11 protein-coding genes are annotated in these 15,024 nt (G+C 63.5%); 9 read left to right on the top strand and 2 right to left on the bottom strand.

Going from position 1 to position 15,024, the window contains the following annotated elements; genetic code table 11:
• Positions 1 to 1,121 (bottom strand): ImmA/IrrE family metallo-endopeptidase (locus A5777_RS08950; RefSeq protein ID WP_231894997.1); only part of this gene is annotated, 1,121 nt, incomplete at its 3' end.
• A 310-nt stretch (positions 1,122 to 1,431) separates the two neighbouring features.
• On the opposite strand from A5777_RS08950, the gene A5777_RS08955 reads away from it, so the two are divergent.
• The 9 genes from A5777_RS08955 to A5777_RS08995 all read left to right on the top strand — a co-directional run bounded on the left by A5777_RS08955 (position 1,432) and on the right by A5777_RS08995 (position 14,850).
• Positions 1,432 to 1,863 carry a hypothetical protein gene (locus A5777_RS08955; protein ID WP_064862398.1) on the top strand — a complete coding sequence of 144 codons (432 nt, stop codon included), beginning with the start codon at positions 1,432 to 1,434 and terminating at the stop codon, positions 1,861 to 1,863.
• A gap of 60 nt (positions 1,864 to 1,923) precedes the next feature.
• The gene (locus A5777_RS08960) at positions 1,924 to 2,388 is read left to right on the top strand and encodes a hypothetical protein (protein ID WP_064862399.1); all 465 of its coding nucleotides are present in this window, start codon (positions 1,924 to 1,926) and stop codon (positions 2,386 to 2,388) included.
• A gap of 5 nt (positions 2,389 to 2,393) precedes the next feature.
• Positions 2,394 to 3,395, top strand: a complete 1,002-nt coding sequence (locus A5777_RS08965; protein WP_331710584.1) for an MAB_1171c family putative transporter — start codon at positions 2,394 to 2,396, stop codon at positions 3,393 to 3,395.
• On the top strand, positions 3,392 to 4,531 hold the full coding sequence (locus tag A5777_RS08970) for an alpha/beta hydrolase family protein (RefSeq protein ID WP_064862401.1): 1,140 nt from the start codon (positions 3,392 to 3,394) through the stop codon (positions 4,529 to 4,531). Before A5777_RS08965 ends, A5777_RS08970 begins: the two co-directional genes overlap by 4 nt.
• Positions 4,532 to 4,625: 94 nt before the next feature.
• Positions 4,626 to 4,814, top strand: a complete 189-nt coding sequence (locus A5777_RS08975; protein WP_064862402.1) for a helix-turn-helix domain-containing protein — start codon at positions 4,626 to 4,628, stop codon at positions 4,812 to 4,814.
• 61 nt (positions 4,815 to 4,875) lie between these two features.
• A complete protein-coding gene (locus tag A5777_RS08980; protein ID WP_064862403.1) occupies positions 4,876 to 8,154 on the top strand; it encodes an ATP-binding protein in 3,279 nt (1,092 codons plus the stop codon).
• Complete coding sequence (locus tag A5777_RS08985) at positions 8,151 to 8,621, top strand: DUF7680 family protein (protein WP_156529324.1); 471 nt, start codon at positions 8,151 to 8,153, stop codon at positions 8,619 to 8,621. The genes A5777_RS08980 and A5777_RS08985 overlap by 4 nt, the downstream gene beginning before the upstream one ends.
• Positions 8,622 to 8,630: 9 nt before the next feature.
• Positions 8,631 to 11,540, top strand: a complete 2,910-nt coding sequence (locus A5777_RS08990) for a DUF1156 domain-containing protein (RefSeq protein ID WP_064862405.1) — start codon at positions 8,631 to 8,633, stop codon at positions 11,538 to 11,540.
• 193 nt (positions 11,541 to 11,733) lie between these two features.
• Positions 11,734 to 14,850 (top strand): DEAD/DEAH box helicase, encoded by a 3,117-nt coding sequence (locus A5777_RS08995; protein WP_197502327.1) that lies wholly within the window; start codon positions 11,734 to 11,736, stop codon positions 14,848 to 14,850.
• Here the strand turns inward: A5777_RS08995 and A5777_RS25355 are convergent.
• The gene (locus A5777_RS25355; protein ID WP_231894999.1) at positions 14,847 to 14,993 is read right to left on the bottom strand and encodes a hypothetical protein; all 147 of its coding nucleotides are present in this window, start codon (positions 14,991 to 14,993) and stop codon (positions 14,847 to 14,849) included. The two genes, A5777_RS08995 and A5777_RS25355, sit on opposite strands and share 4 nt — an antisense overlap.
• Positions 14,994 to 15,024 lie beyond the last annotated feature (31 nt).

Genomic DNA, 15,024 nt, shown 5'->3' on the forward strand with positions numbered 1-15,024 from the left:
GCCACCGGCGAACGGGTGCGGAAGACCGCACTGGCGATCCTCGACCAGCTCGACACGCTCCAGGTCGGCGACGGAGCCCCGCCCGGCCTCGACCGCGACACCCCCAGTCCGCGCACCTCCCGCACCGCTGCGTCTGCGGTGGAGGCGGATCGTCCGCGTGGTGTGCCGTCGCCGACCTGGAGCGTGTCGAGCTGGTCGAGGATCGCCAGTGCGGTCTTCCGCACCCGTTCGCCGGTGGCCTGCACCACCTGGACGGGCTCTTGGCCGTCCACGCGGGCGGCCCAGGTCGAGACGTACGGGATCGTGTACCCGGCAGTGTCCGTGCCGTGCGCCGCACCGATCATCAGCGCGACGGACTCGGCTTCGACCTCGCGGATGCCGCGATGCTGCCGCGCCTCCTCATCGTCGGGATCGTGCATCAGCACATGCGCCAGCTCGTGCGCGAGCGTCTTGACCTGCGCAGCAGGGTCCATGTTCTCCCGCACCGCGACCGTGCGCGCCTCGTAATCGGTCATGCCGTTCGCGCCGGAGATCATCCCCTCGTGCGGCACCCGCAGCACCTCGAACCCCGCGCCGCGAATCTGCCCGGCCAGCCCCTCCCACAGCCCCGAAGGTGCTTCGCCTTCGAGCAGCGTCGGCGTCGGCGGCATCGGCAGTGGCTCGCCGTCGGTCTGTGAGGCATCCCACACGTAGGCCGGCCGCACTCCGACCATCCGCGAGCGCACCACCTCGTTGACCTTCTGCTTCTCGCGCGGCCCCAGGCGACGCCAGGAGTTCGGATCGGCAGGATGGGAGGACGCGAACCGGCCCGTCACCGGCGCGAAGATCATGTAGCCCGGCTGACCCTTCATCACCTGCCGCCCAAGCCCTTGCCACTGCCGGTACCCGGCAACCAGAGTCGGGAAGGGTTCAGGCACCCGGCCTGCCTCGAACGCGGCCTCGTGCTGCACCCAGATCAGCATTGTGTTGTTGAACGACCGCGACCGGAACCGTGCCGCGAAGGCGAGCGCTTGCCGCCAGTCATCACCCGAGACCAGCGACTCGACCGCGCCAGTCAGCTTCTCGTGCAGCTCGTCGAGCTTCGCCTCTCGCGCCGCGCGGGCGTCCTCGTTCGATGCCATGCTCCGGTCTCCTCTTCGGCGGGCCGCGCCAAGGTTGCGCGCGGCGGTACACCTGACAGGTAGGCGCGAACACCCGCGCCCGAACCGTGAGCTGGACATCGTTCACCCCCTCGAGGCAGCCCGAGCCGAGACCGGAACCGAGCATTGAGCATGCTCAAAGTGTCCCGGAGTCCTGTTCTAACATCGACCGTTGAGCATGCGCAAGCCTTGATTTGTGCATGCTCAACGAGTACGGTTGAGCATGCACAACCACCCTCCGGGTGGACTACATCGATGCCTTGCCCATCGCGAAGGGAAGGGGGTCACCGTCATGACCGAAGACGAGAGCCAGGCTGCGGCCGAAGACCTCGCCAAACGTCTGCGGCTCCTGATGGACGTCGCCGTCGCCGAGTCCGGCACGGAACCGACCTACTCGCAGATCGCCGACTACCTCCACGAACGAGGCACCAACCTGTCGCGGTCGCGCTGGACGTACATGATCAACGGCCACCGCTACGTCCAAGACCCCGCCGTCTTCGAGGGTCTCGCCGCGTTCTTCGACGTGGACGCTGCGTTCCTGCTCGGCGAGGACGGTGCCGCCACTCCCGAGAAGGTCTCAGCACAGCTCGACCTGGTTCGCTCCATGCGTGCCGCGAAGGTGAAGTCCTACGCAGCGCGCACCCTCGGCGACATCTCGCCGAAAGCACTCCACGCCATCACCAAGTTCCTGGATGAGGAAATGACACCAACGCCTGAGCACTGACAGGTGTCGCGCAAGGCGAAGCCGATACCGGTCGCTGCTCCCCACTGAGAGGGGCGAACCGTGAACATAGAACAGGCCGTATCGGCGGCCGTGGCGAGCCTTCAGCTCGGCAATACCTTCACCTTCGACGAGCTCCTCCGCTCTGTCCAGGACCAGCGGCACCGCAGGCTCCGCGTCATCGAGCTCGCCGACCTCGACACGCACGACGGCCTCTGCGCGCTCTGGCTGGCAACCGAGACCGACGACCTCGTGCTCCACGCCCGCACCGACTCGACACTCCACCGCCAACAGTTCGTCTTGCACGAGTTCGCGCACATGATCCTCGGCCATTGCGAAGGCGATGACTGCACCGTCGACGAGGCGCTGCTGCCCAATATCCCGCCGTACACCCGTGGACGCCTGCTCCGGCGGCAAGACCTTGACAGCGAAACTGAGATCGCAGCCGAGTCCCTCGCCGACAAGCTCGCCGCCGGCATCCGAGGATCAGTGTTCGCAGAGTCGGCCTTCTCGGAGATATTCGGATGATCCAGATGCTCGTCGCTACGCTCATGTGGGCGCTCGTGGCGAGCCTGCTTATCTTCCGCCGCAAACGCACCGACAGAAGTATCACCCGCGCCGCCTTCACCATCGCCATCGCGATGACCTTGAACGTCGATGGAATCTACACGGTCGTCGATCCGCTCCTCGGCGGCACGAACATCGCGACGCTGATCGCGGACGCCCTGCTAATGACTGGGCTGTTCTTCCTCGGACGCGGCGTCATGAAGTCCGGCAAGTACCGGCCCAGGCTCGTCCGCGCCGCCGTCAGCGCGCCCGTCCTGCTCGTCGCGCTACTCGCGATCACGGCAGCATTCCTGTTCATCCATCGCGGCACCACCACGACACGATTCATGAGTGATCTCGGCGCGCAACCCGCAGCAGCGGTCTACTCGATCATCAACTTCAGCTACGGGGCACTTGTCATCGCGACGATGCTCGTCCTCGCCACACGGCAGTATCGCGACAGCGCCGGCATTCAGCGCCTGCCCGCCGCACTGTTGAGTCTGGGATCAGCGTTTGGCGTCGCGCTCTGCCTTGCCGTGATCGTCCTGGACATCGCCCACGCAACCGGCCACCTCCACCTCATGCACGCCATCCAGGCCGCCTATGATCCGCTTTCCGTCCTCACCTTCGTGTTCCTCTGCGCCGGATTCGCGGTCCAGCCCGCCGTTCGCCGCGCCCAGAACCGCGCCCGGCGTCGGCACACGATCTCCTTCACGGCGCAGTTGGAGCCGCTCTGGCTCCGAGCGACACATGCACGGCCCGGGCTGAGCCAGGCCGACCCCCTCGCCGCCAACAGCGAAGACCCCGAAGGGCACCTCCACCGAGAGATCGTCGAAATCCGCGACGCGATGATCGACCCCCGCATCACCTTCGACATCAGCACCGACGACCGCGACCTACTCGAACGAGCCGAGAGTCACCTCGTCGGAAACGACACCACCGTCGCGACGGCCTTGCCCGTCCCGAATGTCGAGGAGCGTGAATCGTGATCGGGCGCATCGCCCTCGGCAGCGGGATCGCGGCAGCAGCAGCCGGCGGGCTCGGGTGGAGCATCGCGCGGCGGCTCACCGCACCCGTCGGCCCACGCACGTTCGACCTCACCATCCGCAGGGTCGAACACGGCGACAACGGCGACCTCATCGTGCTCGACCGAACCGAGCAGACCACCGCGCACGGCATCTACAACCTCTGGTTCGAGCACGGCGGCTGGGCGCAACTCTCCACCGAGGTCATCGATCGCGGACCCACCCGCGTCGCCCGCAGGATCACAGGCACTGCACCTGGCCTCAGACCGAAGGACGGCGACCGTGCCTCATGGAGCGGCATCTACTTCGCAACCCCAGCCGACGCCGGACTCCACGCCCGCGACATCACCATCACCACCCCGGCAGGATCGTGCCCGGCCTGGCGCATCGACGGCGACCCTTCGACCTGGGCGATCCACATCCACGGCCTCGGCAGCACCCACGCCGGCACATTCCGCGGCGTCCTCGCCGCGTCCGAACTCGGCTACACCTCCCTCGTCGTCAGCTACCGCAACACAGTAGAAGGGCCACGCGTTGGCACCGGCCGATCAACCCTCGGCCACACCGAGACCGCGGACGTTGACGAGGCCATCGGATACGCCGTCCGACGAGGAGCCCAACGAATCGTGCTCTTCGGCTGGTCAATGGGAGCCGCCATCGCCCTCCAACTCGCTGCCCATCCGCGACACGAATGGCTGATCGCCGCGCTCGTCCTCGACTCACCAGTCCTCAACTGGACCGAAGTCATCAAGGCCAACTGCGTCCGCAGCGGACTGCCCGCAGCAGCCGGACACCTCGCGATCCAGTGGCTCACCATCGCCCCACTGGCGCGTACCGTCGGGTTGCCGGGCCGCATCGCACTTCGCTCGTTCGACTGGACCGCGCGAACCGCAGACCTCACCACGCCGACGCTGATCCTCCACGGCACCCGAGACGACTCCGTGCCCATCCGACTCTCACAAGCACTTCGAGACGCCCGCCCGGGCCTCGTCGAACTGGAGACCTTCGATGCCGACCACACACTCTGCTGGAACACCGACCCCGACCGATGGCAGAAGATAGTGACCACGTGGCTCTCGGCCCGGCGCGACCCGCCTTGACCCACCACGCCCGCAAAAACCCAACTCAAACGGCACCCCTCCGGTAGGCTTGCGACTGCTGGCCTGTCTGGCCAAGGAGCGAGGGAGGACCAACGTGGCTGAGCCGTGGCTGTCTGCCGACGACATCGCCGCCCACCTTGGGATCACCAAAGACACTGTGTACACCTGGATCGCCGAGAAGGCCATGCCCGCGCACAAGGTCGGGCGCCTCTGGAAGTTCCAGGCCAGCGAAGTGGATGACTGGGTGCGAAACGGCCACGCTGCATCGGAGGGAGACAAGTGACGCGCGAGGTAGCGAATCGTGCGAGCTCGACCGCTTGCAGCTGGTTTGAGAAGGAAGACATATGAGCGACTTGAGTTTGATCCCGCTGCGCACTGCCTGTGTGCCACGAGAAGACGTGCTACAGGGCGGTCTCGCCGACAACCACTTCGCAGCACAGCTCGACAAGGTTGTACGTGACGCCGAGCACTACCCGGTGTACGGGGACGCCGAGGCATTCTTCGCTCAGACCTACCCGACCTCCGGGTTGAAGACCCTTCTCACCAAGACCTTCGGTCGTATTACTGGGGCGAAGGGCGCGGCAGGAGAGAACGGAGTCTTGCGGCCCACCACCTCCTTTGGTGGCGGCAAGACCCACGGCCTCACAGCGGTCTACCACCTGGCCGGCGGGGCGCGACCCGCTAACATCGCAGAGTTCATCGACCCAAGCCTGCTTCCGGATGGTGCTGTTCAGGTTGCCGCGCTCGTCGGCGACGCTCTCGACCCCACCGCCGGGGTCGACACCGATGGCCACCGCACCTACACGCTGTGGGGCGAGATGGCGGCACAGATCGGTGACAACGCCTTCTCCGTGATGGCTGCCAATGACGCCGAGCGCACTGCGCCGGGAACAGGCACCATCAAGGCGGCGTTCGGCGGCAGGCCAACGATCGTCATCGTGGACGAGATCGCCAAGTACCTGCGAGCGGTGTCCTCCTCGGGCAGCGAGGACGTGCGTCGCATGGCCCGCGCAATCCCGGTGTTCCTGGGGAACCTGTTCGAGGTCGCGTCTGACCCGACCAATCGGGTCTCAGTCATCATCACCCTGGCGGCCACCACCAACGCCTTCGGTGCAGAGACCACCGAGATCAGCGACCTCACCGGCGACGAGAAAGAACGGGCCGACGCGGCGAACGCCGCCTCCGTTAAGGCAGCGGAAGAGACCGGGGACGTACTGACCCGCGCCGTGCAACCGTCCGCAGTGATCCGCCCTGCCGACGACAACGAAATCGGCGAAATCCTCAAGAAACGCATCTTTGCCTCGGTCGATCAGACTGCGGCGACTGCTGCTGGTGACGCCTACCGAGACCTGTACGAGACACTCGGCAAGACCGAGCAGTTGGCGGGCGGCGCCGAACACCCTGCGACCTACGGCGAGCTGGTCACCAAGACGTACCCGTTCCACCCCGAGCTCGTCCGTGTCCTGGACAAGCGCCTGGGCAATATCACACAGTTCCAGCGAGCAAGAGGCGCGTTGAAGTTGCTGGCTGAGGTCGTGGCACACATCTACGCGACGAACGATGACACCGCGATCATCAACGTTGGTGACATCGACTACGACAACGACCCGGTGCTGAACCATCTCACCGATGGTCTCGGACGGTCCGAGTACGCATCTGTGGCCGAGGGAGACTTCGCAGGCAAACAGTCGCACTCCGCCGCAGTGGACACTGATATCTTCCCCGGCAAACCTGCCTACACCACCCGCGTCGCACGCACGGTGTTCACACATTCGCTTGAAATGGTGGCGACCGCAGGAGCCGGCCGCAACGACTGGATCGTCGGCACGCTCCGCCCAGGCGAAGACACCGCCATCTTCGAGAAGGCACTCACGGAATCCGAGAAGGTCTTCTGGCATCTGTCTTTCGATGGTGGGCGATGGCGCTTCAACATCGAACCGAACGTCAACGCCATCATCGAGACCGAGAAGCGCAACGTCGCCAATACCGCCGTCGCGGCGATGGTCGACACACTCATCCGCAACGCGTTCGCTAACGATGGTGGCGCCAAAGCCGTGCACTTCCCGTCGGGCCCTGCCGAGGTCCACGACGAGGCAGGCCTGAGAGTGGTCGTGCTTGACTACAACGTCGTGGCCGTCACGCAGAAGGGCGCAGAGCAGCCACCTTCCGCAGTCGTTGAGATGCTGGACAAGGTCGGCTCCGTCGGCAGCCCGCGGACTTACCGCAACGCCGTGGTGTTCGCAGTCCCCGACGAAGAGCAAATCGAAGTGCTGAAAGATCGAGCACGAGCTTTGATCGCATCCAACAACCTCGCCAGCGACGCCGCTCGACTCGCACAGTTCAGCGACGAAGTTCGCAAGAAGGTGGAGGTCTACAACAAGGAAGCCACGCTCAACGCCCGTATCGCGGTAACCCGCTGCTACAAGCACATCTACTTTCCCTCTGGGGACAAGGCGACCGGGTACCTCCGCCACCGTGAGCTCCCGGCCCAGGCACAAGGGGACACAAAGAATGCGACCTCAGCGGTATTGAGCTTGCTCGAAGACGAGGACAAGATTCGGAGCAGTCCGTTCACCGCCTCGTACCTCCGGTCGAAGACCTGGCACGCTACAAGCTCCGCCACCACACGCTCGATCGCCGACTACTTCTGGACAGACCACACGATCCAGATCGTCCGCAACCCAAACCTGATTCGTGAAGCGATCGTCAATGGGGTGAAGAACGAGAACTGGGTCTACTACGACGCGGGCACGGGGAAGACCTACACAGCAAGCACGATGGCCGGGTTCTCGCCCGAGATGAAGCCTGACGCCGAGGTGATGACTGCTTCCGAAGCACAGTCACGAGGCCTGCTCGTTCGCAAGCCGACCCAGACCGACTTGCGTGCCGTCATCACCAACGATGACCTCACCGGAGCCGAGATACGCTCCCGCCTCGAAGCACAGTGCGGCGGTGAGCCCACCAAGACCGACGTCTTGGAGCTGCTCGCCACCGCGGTACAAGCCAGCGACTACAAGTGGTTCGTTGTCCTCGATGCAGAGCCCGCACCGGGCGTCCGTGCGCTGTCGCCATCCGCGATCAAGGACAAGGGACTCGACGGCCTGCGCATCCTCAGCAGAGAAGCAGCCGACGCGCAAGAGATCGAGGTGCCGACCCGCACACCGAACTCGAAGACCTTCAATGCAGCCGGCCCAGGCGGTGCAGCAATGCAGAGCCTCCTCGATCAGATTTCGGACTTCACGGTCCCGACGGTAAGCACGATGACCTTGAAGGTCACCGCCGACGAGGCCTCAGGCACCAGCGACATCGACCTCGCCGTGGCAGCGCTCGGCATGCTGCAAAAGCAGCACATCACCGTTCGTGCGACGATCCGCGCCGAGTTCAAGGGAGTCAACGGCGGAGTCCAGTTCCAGGGCACCGCAGACCGTCAAGACTTCCAGTCCGCCTACAACCATGTGAAGAAGGCCATTGGCGGAGCGAACAAGGTAGCGGGGGAGGTCACCCTCGTCTTCCGTTTCGCCCCCGCTCTGGACATCACCGACGCTCAGTTCGGCCAGATTCACACGGTCGTCAAGAACCTCGGTATGAAGAGCACCACGATGACGGCCGAGGTGACCAAGTGAGTGCGGTCAAGCGGTTCCGCCCCGCATCCCATCTCTCACTGGTCGAAGGCGTCCGAGGGTTCCGACTCGTGGTAATGCCGGGTCGAGGCGAAGCCTTCGGCGTGACGCTTGAAGAAAGCTACGGCGAGAACGGCAGCTCAATCACGGCACCGGTCAGCACAGCCACACCCGTTCAAGCTGGACGCGTGGTTGATGCGCTGTTCGTCGCGATCCGTAAGGCAGGCCACCAGCCGAGCGTGCTGGCTTTCAAACGGAAGGCACCGATTCGCCTGGGCGAAGCCGAGGGAGTCCGCCTTGCGCTGGTGCTGTTCACGACGCAGCCCATTGCCAAGCATGAACGGGTCCGGGCCCTCGTCGCCGGAATCAACGCCATGAGCGTCGAGGAAACCTACTACTGGTACTCCAAATGCATGGGACTCGATGGCAACCGCGCCCGCAAGGCACTCCGAACACTCCTCGCCGACTAAGGACACGACGTGACCACTTCAAGACCACGGGTCCTCATCGAGGACTGGCTACCCGTCGCAGAACTCGGAATCGAGTCACGGCGAGAGCGCGGAGCGGCCTCAGCCCTACCACCGCTCTCGTTCCTTCACATCTGGTGGGCCCGTCGACCACTTGTCGCCTCCGCTGCTGTCGCACTCGCGGGCGTCATGCCGGCATGGACCGAAGAGTTGGCCGAATCGTTCCCAGACGCGCCGGAAGTTCGCACTGAATCGGCCTACAGGGCATGGCTACTTCGCCTCGTCGGCATCCTGGGTGACCCCGTCAAGGGAAGACGCATGATCGATGCCGCCAACGCTGCTGGCGTGAAGTTGCAGGGCAACGGTTACGGCTACCGTCAGGCGTTCCGAAACGCAGTGTCGCGCTCAGACATCGACCTGCTCCACACCGTTCTTCGTCGCACCTGGGGCGAGCTTCCGACCATTGCTGACCCGACCGCCGGTGGAGGATCAATTCCTTGGGCTGCGAGCCGACTTGGGCTACCTGTCGTCGCGAACGACCTCAACGGAGTCGCGGCCAGCGTGCTGAAGGCAGGCGTCGAGATACCTGCAACCCGCGGCCTCGACCTGCTCCCTGACATCAGGAAGTGGGGCGACGTGCTCGTCAAGCGAGTGGAGAAGCGACTCAAGGAGTTCTTCCCGCTCAACGAAGGGGAAAGCGTCATCGCCTACATCTGGGCGAACGCTGTCCCTTGCCCGCGCACGGGTCGGCTTGTGCCACTGCTGACAGATAAGTGGCTACGCAAGGCACCGGGGAAAGAGGCCGCGGTCCGGATGGTCACCTCCGTTGAGGGGATCGAACTCAGGGAGCCACGCTTCGAGGTCATTCTGGGACGCGAGGTGGACAAAGCCGACGCCAGCACCGGGACAATGGCGCGAGGCAAGGCGGTCTCTCCATACGACAACCTGGTTATCGATGGTGATTACATCAAGGCGGCCGCTCAGAGCGGCGATATGAGCCAACTGCTCTACGCCGTGGCAGTCCGAAAGCCATCTGGTGAGCGTACCTTCCGGGCGCCGAATGAGGCAGACCTTCAAGCACTGCAAGCTGCGAATCGCACTTTCGACGCACTGAAAGACGAGTGGTTTGATGCCGGAATCCTGCCCACCGAGGAGTTTCCTGAAGGGAACGATCTGCGCCCCAAACACTACGGTCTCGATCGTTGGGTAGATTTCTTCACTCCTCGCCAAGCGCTCGTACATGGCACGTTTGGTGAGGAGTTCGCGCGCCTCGTGCCCGAAGTGCGCGAGGCTCTCGGCGAGGCTGCTGACCAGGTGCTTTTCGAGTTGGCTCTGATGCAGGGCAAGGCCCTCAATTACAATTCGAGACTTGGCTCATGGCACGTCTCAAAGCAAGTGATGCGAAGCGTCTTCGAGAGGCATGACTTCGCGTTCAAGTGGACATTCGCCGAGTTCGAAGGCGCAACCGCCCTCTACTCGTGGTGCCTCGACCAACTAACAGATGCCTACGGTGGGATCGCCCGCCTGCTCGACGAGACCGGATCGGCAGAGCTCGGCATGAACGACCGACTTGAGCGTCAGGTCACGGTTACTCAAGGTAGCGCGGCAAGCCTCCCACTGGATGACGGCTCGGTGACGCATATCTGCATGGACCCGCCCTACTACAACAACGTGATGTATGCAGAACTCGCCGACTTTTTCTACGTCTGGGAGAAGCGCACGCTGGGGCGTCTCGTTCCTGACTACTTCCGGGATGAACTCACCGACAAGGACAACGAGGCGGTGGCGAACCCAGCTCGTTTCGCGGCGATGGGACGACGCAAGAACGAACTCGCCGATCTTGACTATGAGTCGAAAATGACTTCTATCTTCGCCGAGTCCCGACGAGTGTTGGCAGACGACGGAGTCCTCTCGGTGATGTTCACTCACAAACGAGCCGAGGCGTGGGACACCCTCGGCATGGGCTTGCTGCAGGCCGGCTTCACCATCGAGACCTCGTGGCCCGTGAACACGGAGGCCGAGACCTCACTCCATCAAGCGAACATGAACTCGGCGGCATCGACGATCATGCTCGTGTGTCGCAAGCGGGAGGATCGGGAGACAGAACACCGAACGTACCTGGATGACATCGAGCAGGATATTCGTCTCGCAGCACGTGATGCAGCAACGAGGTTCCAGCATGACGGTATCGACGGCGTGGACCTACTGCTCTCAACATACGGACCAACGCTGTCTGTCATCTCGCAGAACTGGCCTGTCTACTCGTCCACTCCGGACGCAGATGGACGCGACCAACTGCTCCGTCCTGAAGACGCTCTCGCCTTGGCTCGTGAGGAGATCGTAGACCTTCGCCGATCCCGCCTTGTTGGAAAGGCGGCGAAGGTCGATGGCCTCACTGACTTCGTCCTGTTGGCGTGGGACACGTTCGGCGCGCGGGAGTTCCCGTTTGATACGGCCAGACTGCTTGCCCTTGCCGTGGGGGGCCTAGATGTGGACGACCTGGAGCGTGCAAAGATCGTGTCGAAGTCGTCCGGGAAAGTCACACTGCTAACGCCGAAGGAACGGTTGCGCCGCGGTGCTGACTCGGGCCTTCCCGGGGTAACGCCCGAAGCATCCTCTTTCGAGTACATCATCGACGCTGTTGACACTGCGCTCTACATTGCTGAGGTAGACGGTCAACAGGCCGCCAAGCGCTTCCTTGATCGTCATGGATACACAAGCGACAGTGGATTCGTTTCCACGCTGCAAGGTCTGGCGAATGCGATCCCGCGGACCAAGGTGAAGGGCGCCTGGGTTGTGCGTGAGGCCGGGCTCATCGACACGCTCTGCACCCTGTACTTCGAGGATGTCGTGTTGCCGGAGGCAGAGGAGATGGCCGCTCTGGCAGACCCCAACGAGAACACGCTGTTCGACGTGGAGTGACATGACCCCGGACGACAGCGACGCTCTACCACCTGGATTGCCGGCGCCACATGGCGGACCGGGGAGTCCTGAGCTGTTCTCGGGCGACTCTATCTCGTCGCCGGATTCGTTCCAATTTGTTGATCTGGGAGCAACCTACTCGCCGGACGACCACCCGTTCGAGACGTTCTATTTGCCGTTGCTGTCTCGGGCGGTGACCTACGACAGAGCCGTGGGCTACTGGTCAGCGTCCGAGCTTCAGTACGCGGCACAGGGCACCGCCCATTTCCTCGCGAACGGTGGGAAGATGCGCCTCATCGTCGGTGCGCAACTCGCGCAGCGAGACGTGGACGCCGTCATCGAGGGCAAGCCGCTCGACGACGTAGTGGCGGCGAGGCTGCTCGCTGATCCGGACCTTGCCGGGACGCGGATCGTGCAGAGCGAGCATCTGAGCGTGCTTGCGTGGATGGTCGCCACGGACAGGCTTGAGATTCGTGTCGGTGTCCCGAGGGGAGAAGACGGTGAGCTGCTGACGCACCTACAGTCGGGACGATACTTCCACACCAAGTACGGCATATTCGCGGATCGGTACGGGAATCGAGTCGCCTTCAACGGATCGAACAACTCGTCGGTGACGGCCTGGGCGAGGAACCATGAGACGTTCGACGCCTACCCATCCTGGAATGTGCCGATCTGGGACTACCTGGGTGTCCACAAGGTGCTCGACTTCGAGAAGCACTGGACCGACAACGCTGATGCAGGTTGGGCAGTCATAGACCTGCCGTCGGCCGTGCGGAAGCACCTCATCGAGCACGCTCCCGAGGCCCCGCCGCTTCCACCCGGCGTTGTGTTGCCGCCTTTGGATGCTCCGACCTCGTCCGAAGACGACACCGAGGAGTTCGATGTCGAGGCAGCATGGGACGAGCTCGTCGCACTGCGCGATGCACCAACCGAATCACCCTGGACGGGCGTCGGATCGGCATGGGCGCGGCCTCTCCCGCACCAAGCGGAGCTCATCAGCCGTGTCGTGAGCACCTACCCGCGCGGCTACCTGCTCGCGGACGAGGTTGGTCTCGGCAAGACCGTGGAAGCGGGCATGGTCCTCCGCGAACTCTTCACGTCAGGCCGGGCGAAGAAGGCGCTGCTGCTTGTCCCCGCCTCCGTGATGAAGCAGTGGCAAGAGGAACTCCACGAGAAGATGAACCTCGATGTTGCCCGCTTCGACAAGGGTGTGTTCGTAGATCGTTACGATGCGCCGATCCCGGTCGATCCGAACGCGAATCCGTGGTCCGCGTTTCCCATCGTGCTCGCTTCGTCGCACCTTGCTCGGCGTCGCGACCGCCGGCGGCAGATACTCGACGCGGGTCCGTGGGATGTTGTCCTGGTTGACGAGGCGCATCACGCCCGTCGCCGCGGCTCCAAGCCGACCGACACTCCGAACTCATTGCTGGCGCTACTTCAAGAGATGCGCGACAAGGAGATGTGGCGGGCGCTGTACCTCGCCACGGCAACACCGATGCAGATGAACCCACATGAAGCCTGGGACTTGATCTCCCTGCTCGGGCTCAAGGGTCGGTGGGGCGTCAGCGCCGAGGACTTCATTCGGTACTTCAAGCTGCTGGCAATCGACCCGATGCACCGGCACTGGGACCTGTTGTGCGCGATGCTGGAGGACTACTTCGCCGACCCACAGGCCGAGCGGGACGCTGACCTCGAACAGGAGATCGACGACGCACTCGGCTGGACGGGCGCGTACGTGGTCACGGCTCTAGCCGGGAACCCGCCGAGTGCGGACCTGAAGGCCAAGTTCCCGAACGAGACCTCCGAGTGGATGGACAAGTGGCTCCGTCGCCACACTCCGATGCGGGATCGTGTCTTCCGCAACACCCGAAAGACCATGCGCGACTACCAGGCAGCCGGGATCATCCCTGACGACGTGGTGATCCCGTATCGCCACGTCAAGGACGAGTTCATCCCGCTACAACCGAACGAGCGACGCCTGTACGAGCGGATCGAGGGGTACATCCGCCGCCACTACAACGCTTACATGGCCGAGGCTGGAAATCAGGCGCTCGGGTTCATCATGACCGTCTATCGCCGCCGACTGACCTCCTCGTTCGAAGCGATCAAACGGTCTCTTCGCCGTCGCCTGAGTGTGTTGGAGAACGGCAAGAACCTCGCCGAGCTGCTCACCGACGACGACAACGTAGATGTCGAAGGTTCGCTGTTCGAGCCAGAGGCCTTCGACACGAGAGCCGACCGCCTCCGTGACGAAATCGCAGAGCTCAAGTCGTTCCTCCAAGACCTCGATAGCATCACGGGCGAAGACAGCAAAGCGAGCAAACTTGTTGCCGACGTGACCGAGGCTCTGAACACGTACTCCTCTGTCGTCGTCTTCACCCAGTACGCCGACACGATGGACTACGTCCGCGAGCGGCTTCTCACAGCGGGGTACCGCCGCCTCGGCTGCTACTCGGGCCGAGGTGGGGAGGTCTACAACGTCGAGTCTGGAAGCTGGACCGAGGTTACGAAGTCGGAGATCAAGACCAGGTTCCGCAGTGGCGAGCTTGAAGTCCTCATCGGTACAGACTCCATGAGTGAAGGTCTGAACCTGCAAACGTCCGGGCGACTCATCAACTACGACATGCCCTGGAACCTCATGCGTGTCGAGCAGCGAATCGGGCGCGTCGATCGCATCGGCGCGTCGTACAAGGACATCCGCATCAGCAACTATTTCTACGCTGACACCGTTGAGGAGCAGGTGTACAAGGGCATCGCCGAGGACTATGGCGACTTCACCGACATCGTGGGCGACGCAGCCCCAGTGCTCGCCAATATTGAGAAGGCTATCGAGCGTCTGGCACTGACTGGCCACGCAACGACCACCGAGATTGACTCCGAAGTCGGACAGATTCGCCAGCAGGTCGAGGACATCAAGAGTGAGCCTGTCGGCAACGACGACATGGGCGAACCCGGCGGTGACGGTCGGATCAAGCAGCCGCCAACGCTGGAGGGCGGTACATCTCTGCGAGACCTGGAACGTGTACTCACCGCGAACGGCCTAACCAGTGATGCCTTCGAGCCCGACCCTTCCCGTCCTCGGGTGTATTGGCTCAAGCCTCCGGCGGAAGCACTCTCAGCTCTGTCCTTCCGAAAAGACGATGGCGTGCACGACATCGAGGAATACTTCGACCCGTCGCCGCTCGCCCCGCTGCCGGTGACGTTCGACCGTGCTACATGGGATGAGAGCGACGACGCTGACCTGGTCTTCCTCACCTACGGCACCCCCGAACTATCCGCGCTGCTGCCCGCCGCATCGCACGACGACTAGAGATCGCCCGACCGTCCCGAGAGTTTCAGCGTCCGCAGAGCAGCGACAGCGTGCAGCGGAAGCACTCCGTTGCCGAGCGCGGTGATCTGTTGATTCTGCGTCAGCTGGTCAGTATCGGTAACCCATCCAGTCGGCAGACTCATGAGCCACTCCACGAACGCGGGTGCTGGGCGG

It is taken from the genome of Gordonia sp. 852002-10350_SCH5691597 (genome assembly GCF_001665715.1).
Classification (GTDB): Bacteria; Actinomycetota; Actinomycetes; order Mycobacteriales; family Mycobacteriaceae; genus Gordonia; species Gordonia sputi.

Excerpts from the sequence above, each read along its gene's own strand:
- A5777_RS08955 (WP_064862398.1), top strand. The coding sequence starts at position 1,432 with ATGACCGAAGACGAGAGCCAGGCTGCGGCCGAAGACCTCGCCAAACGT.
- A5777_RS08965 (WP_331710584.1), top strand. The coding sequence starts at position 2,394 with ATGCTCGTCGCTACGCTCATGTGGGCGCTCGTGGCGAGCCTGCTTATC.
- A5777_RS08980 (WP_064862403.1), top strand. The coding sequence starts at position 4,876 with ATGAGCGACTTGAGTTTGATCCCGCTGCGCACTGCCTGTGTGCCACGA.
- A5777_RS25355 (WP_231894999.1), bottom strand. The coding sequence starts at position 14,993 with ATGAGTCTGCCGACTGGATGGGTTACCGATACTGACCAGCTGACGCAG.